The sequence below is a fragment of the Bacteroidota bacterium genome (assembly GCA_030706565.1).
GTDB lineage: Bacteria > Bacteroidota > Bacteroidia > Bacteroidales > JAUZOH01 > JAUZOH01.
In genome coordinates, this window is the sequence record JAUZOH010000291.1 from 1 (window position 1) to 4,845 (window position 4,845).

Below are 4,845 nucleotides of genomic sequence, written 5' to 3' on the forward strand. Positions count from 1 at the left end.
GTCATAAATCTATTTGTAAAACCGGACAATTAACTGTCATTATTAATTCTAATCATAAATTTTAGTTTTAAGGGTTTAGAAATTAGTGGATTAATTCAAGAGCATCTTAATAATGCTCTATATTGTTTTTATTATAATACCTAAAGCATCATGATTTTGAAGGTTATAATCTGATATAAACCTCCGGATATCTGTATTCAACTAATCGTTTAAAACTCAAGAAAGAATTATATCAGGATGTAAAGACCTTTCAAAAAGCGATAACCTTTTTAAATCTTGTCTTTATATCGATATTTGCCCCTAGGCAACAAGCTGGTCATAGAATAAATCAGGCCATTTGAGGACCTTAATATATCCGGAGAATTGGATATGGCCGGAACAATAACAGGATAGGTAATTTTTAAAAGTTGCATAATTTAGTTAGTTAGTTAATCAGTTAATTGTTAAAAGACATCAACTTTCTTTTTCTAAAAATTCTATTATTGATTATTTAGGTTTGTTCAAAGATATTTTCCTGAGTATTTCAGCAGTTATTAATGGGTAACAAAAAAAGGTAAGCCTGTAACAAACAACGCAACATACTATATATCTATGCTTTACATCCATAAATGCAAAACAAATCATTCATCAAAATGTCCGGATAATTTTAAAAGAACACTATAAAATTATTTTTTAGGAATAGGGCATAAATTAAAATGAAGAGAACAACAAATTTCCATCTGAATTCATAAAGCAGAAATAAAAAAAGAGGCTGTCTATTGCATTTTAGACAGCCTCTCTCCACATCACCTTACATTTACTTAAACCACTAGTATTAATTATTACTCCACATTCTTATTAAGAATCAGTTTTGAAAAATTGTAGTAATTCCTTTGACAAAAATATTCATAGATGCATTTTATAAATTATCAATCCATAACGAAAAATTGTACTTCTGTAACAAAAATTAGCAATAGCTGGAATAAGGTACTATTCAGGAATCAACTCTCATTGTAATGAACTTTTCACTTCTCTGTTTATAAACACAATTAATCCATTGAAAGTTATTTTTCACTTTCAGCTACCTACCCATGAAAAACCATGATGGGTATACAGCGATACTCAACATTTTAAATTATTTATGTTATGTCAACAATAATTTCTTAAAGACAAACCCAACTTTGTTTTTTTACTGAAAGCATTTATATTACACCTCTGTGAAAAAGAAATTCTTTCGATATTCCATTTACATCAATGAACTTTTTTTTAATTTTCGTTAACCAAATATCATTGATTTATAAATATTTAAAATATCAACCTAATGAAAAAACGGGATTTCCTTAAGACGGGACTGCTAACAATTGGGGCATTACTAATTCCCCGGAAAACAAGGGCTCTGGAATATTATCCCACAACCCCAAATGTAGAATGGGCCATACTGTATGGTACCTGGTGTGGTACCTCACGTGATGCAGGCGTCTGGATTTCTGAAGGAATGAATGGCATTGCCCAGGTATATGATGTTCGCGAGAAACCCGACTTGTCGAAATATAAATATATCGTAGTTGGTGGTTCCATACGAAGCGGAGAAACGCCAAAAGAATTACAGGAGTATTTGACCAAACATAAAGAAAGTCTGAAAAATAAAATAAAAGGATTCTTTGCTGTGTGTGGGAATATGAGACAGCCAGTTACACAAAAGCAGTATCAGGCATTTTTTGATAACCATCTTTGTAAATTGACCGGTATTTCACAAATTCCTTCCAAAGTATTTCTGGGGCGCATTACCTGGGGACTTATGGAACCTGAAGTCCGGAGAAAAATGAAAGCCATGACCAATATGGAAGAATATGATAACCTTAAACGCAGTGAATGCATGGATTTTGGCCGTGAAATTTTACAGACAATGAAATAACTTAAAGACTTGAAAATTTAATGATATACTTTATTTCAGATTAAGAGTGAATTTGTAAATAAATAGAACATATCCTATAACAAAAAAAAATATTTTAGTTTTACTTTTTCCCAATTAAAATGGGAAAAGGATTTTTAGCTACAGTCGAACAACAGTTTTTTCTTCATCCTATCAATCGAGGTAATGTAGCCATTCTCCGTGCAGAAACAAAAAAGAGACTGTCTATTTTCTTTAGACAGCCTCTTTCCTTTTCAACCTAACTTTTAAAAACCAAAATACTAATATTACGGAAATCACTTTCCAAATAAAGATGATTATTCACAATCTCATCTTAAATCCTTAATGCAAAGATAATTTAATCTTATCCTCAAAAGTTATCAATCAATAACGTAAAATAGTATCCTTGTAACAAAAAGACAGAACCAAGACTGGATTCTTATATTTTTTCATTAACAGGCCTTTTCATATCATTTTTGATCAGTTCCTTAAGGTCATATACCGGACGTTCAATTTCATAAGGTATTGGTTGACGGCTGAACTGCTGAAAATAGAGCAGGCAGGCATCTTTCCAAACCTGCGCATTACGGCACTGGTTGCGTAACTTGCTTTGAACCTGGTTAAAGCATTCATCATCCACATAAGGCCGAACCTTATCCCAGATCTTCTGAAACTGTCGAACTTGCTGCAAACCCATATCATAGTGAAAACAAATTTCCTCCCATAAAGTGCGCCCGCTTTGCATTTTATAATTCCACGGAACATGATGAAACCACAACAAGTAAATTTCAGGACAAGTTTTCAAGTCATTAAATTGAGAACAAAGAGGTTCATGGTACTGGCTTACAGCATCACTACCCGTCCGTGCACGGTCGAATCCAACTCCAAGGGTATCTGCTTTATGATAATATGGCGGTGTCCAATCCTGCCGGACACCTTGGGGAGCCCACCAGGGACCAGGCCCATAATGTTCATTTGCTGAAAAAATATGATGAAATCCGAGAGGCATCATATAATTGACTGCTGCTTCACGGCTTTGCAGCATCATTTGTTTCACAGGTAAAAGGAAATTATTTATCCAATCAGCAGAAAAGGTTAGCTGTTCGTTATTCTCTTTAGAAGCCTGGTGAAAGGTAAGTTTAATCCACTCGTCGGCAATTTGTCCACTTGTAAGTTTGTTGTTCCATGCCAAACGTCCAAAAGCATACCAGTTTGCCTGTGCAAAAACATGTCCGCACCAGTTGGCATCCAGTCCGATATTAGCCACACCGGCAATGGCGGTATATTTCTGCTGGTAAATGCTTCCGTCTGTGCAACGGGCTACTGTACTCCCCGCTCCTTCCTGGTATGTATCACTTTTAAGGCATTCTTCCCACATTGTTGACAGAAAAACGAGGTGAACGGATTGTCCCAGGTATTCCTGGGTGATCTGAAATTCGGGCATGACAGAAGTCTTTTTCATAGCACCGAATAAAGGGCTGAAAGGTTCACGGGGCTGAAAGTCAATAGGCCCGTTTTTCACCTGTATGATTACGTTATTGTGGAACTTGCCATCCAAAGGCATAAATTCCGTATAGGCCTGTTTTGCCCTGTCCTTGTCATTCGGATTATATACAAAAGCACGCCACATGACAATTCCCCCGAATGGTTTGAGGGCATCGGCAATCACATTGGCACCATCAGCATGTGTACGGCCATAATCCTGAGGCCCGGGCTGTCCTTCGCTGCTGGCTTTAACCAGGAAACCGCCAAAATCAGGAATCATGCTGTAAATTTCTTTAACCTTTTCTTTCCACCATTTGATTACTGAAGGATCCAAAGGGTCAGAAGTTTTTAAGCCGCCGATTAATGAGGGAGATGAAAATTTCACTGACAGATAGGTCTTAATTCCATAGGGCCGCAGTACTTCGGCAATTGCCCTTACCCTTTCCAGATATTCCTTAGTCAGTATTAATGGCGAAGCATTCACATTATTAAGAACCGCACCGTTTATTCCTATAGAAGCATTTGCCCTGGCGTATTCCTTCCATAAATTTTTATCCTGATCAGTAACAGCCAAAGAATTCTCACCTTTTCGCCAAAATATGGAATGACCGGCATAGCCCCTTTCTATAGTACCATCAGGATTATCCCAATGGTTTAAAACACGGATCTGGTAAGAAGGATTACAAATTTCTTCTTTTATGGTTTGTCCGGTTTGCTGCCGGCGCAGGAGCTCATAAACGCCATATAAAATTCCAAGATCCGTATTTGCCTGAATGCTTTTTGAAGAAAATTTAAAACCATCACCCTTGATTTCTTTATCGCGCTTAACCATCAGGGAAACAGATTCACCTGATTTTCCCTGCCAACCCTGAAGCAGTTCCTGTTTAGCAATTGTCAAGGTGGAAGACTGCTTAGCGCAAAGGACATTCACTGACCCTGTACTTTTATTTCTAAGCCAAAGACTATGCCCGTCTTCTGCTTTCAGATCCAAAGCCAATAAAATCAAAATAAATACATAAAAAATATCTTTCATAACTAAATCATTTAAGGACAATCATTGACCTTTCATACTTCTACAACCAGTATATTCCATTACATTTGGTTAAGCCGGTTTAATGACCTGATATTTCCCGCTTACATGCATAAGGCTAAATAAGTATAACAAGCCATCATAATAAGGATCAAAATAGCCATCGCTATATGGTTCGAGTTTTGCATTCCAAAGAGCATGGATAAACTCCATTTTTTTATTCTCGTCAAAGACAAGAGTGGTTGCAGCTACAGTAGCCACTATTCCCAGAGAATGCCTCAATTTACGGTAATTTCCAGCCTGAAGGATATAATCGGGCCTGGAACCATCCAAGTTAAATTGATCCTCAAAAGTATCAATACCTTTTGAACGGAAAAAATTTCCAATATGTCGGGCATAATCTTCCTGCCACTTTTTGTCCTTGCCAAACCAGGCAAAA

Annotated in this window: 3 protein-coding genes; 1 reads left to right on the forward strand and 2 read right to left on the reverse strand. The window is 36.6% G+C overall.

The window, feature by feature from the left end:
* Nucleotides 1-1,300: 1,300 nt before the first annotated feature.
* On the forward strand, nt 1,301-1,894 hold the full coding sequence (locus tag Q8907_12750; GenBank protein ID MDP4275138.1) for a flavodoxin domain-containing protein: 594 nt from the start codon (nt 1,301-1,303) through the stop codon (nt 1,892-1,894).
* A gap of 436 nt (nt 1,895-2,330) precedes the next feature.
* On the opposite strand, the gene Q8907_12755 is transcribed toward Q8907_12750, so the two are convergent.
* Together Q8907_12755 and Q8907_12760 are read right to left on the reverse strand one after the other, a co-directional pair.
* Nucleotides 2,331-4,409: an alpha-glucuronidase gene (locus tag Q8907_12755; protein ID MDP4275139.1), complete on the reverse strand. Its 2,079-nt coding sequence runs from the start codon at nt 4,407-4,409 to the stop codon at nt 2,331-2,333.
* A gap of 69 nt (nt 4,410-4,478) precedes the next feature.
* Nucleotides 4,479-4,845 (reverse strand): glycoside hydrolase (locus Q8907_12760; GenBank protein MDP4275140.1); only part of this gene is annotated, 367 nt, incomplete at its 5' end.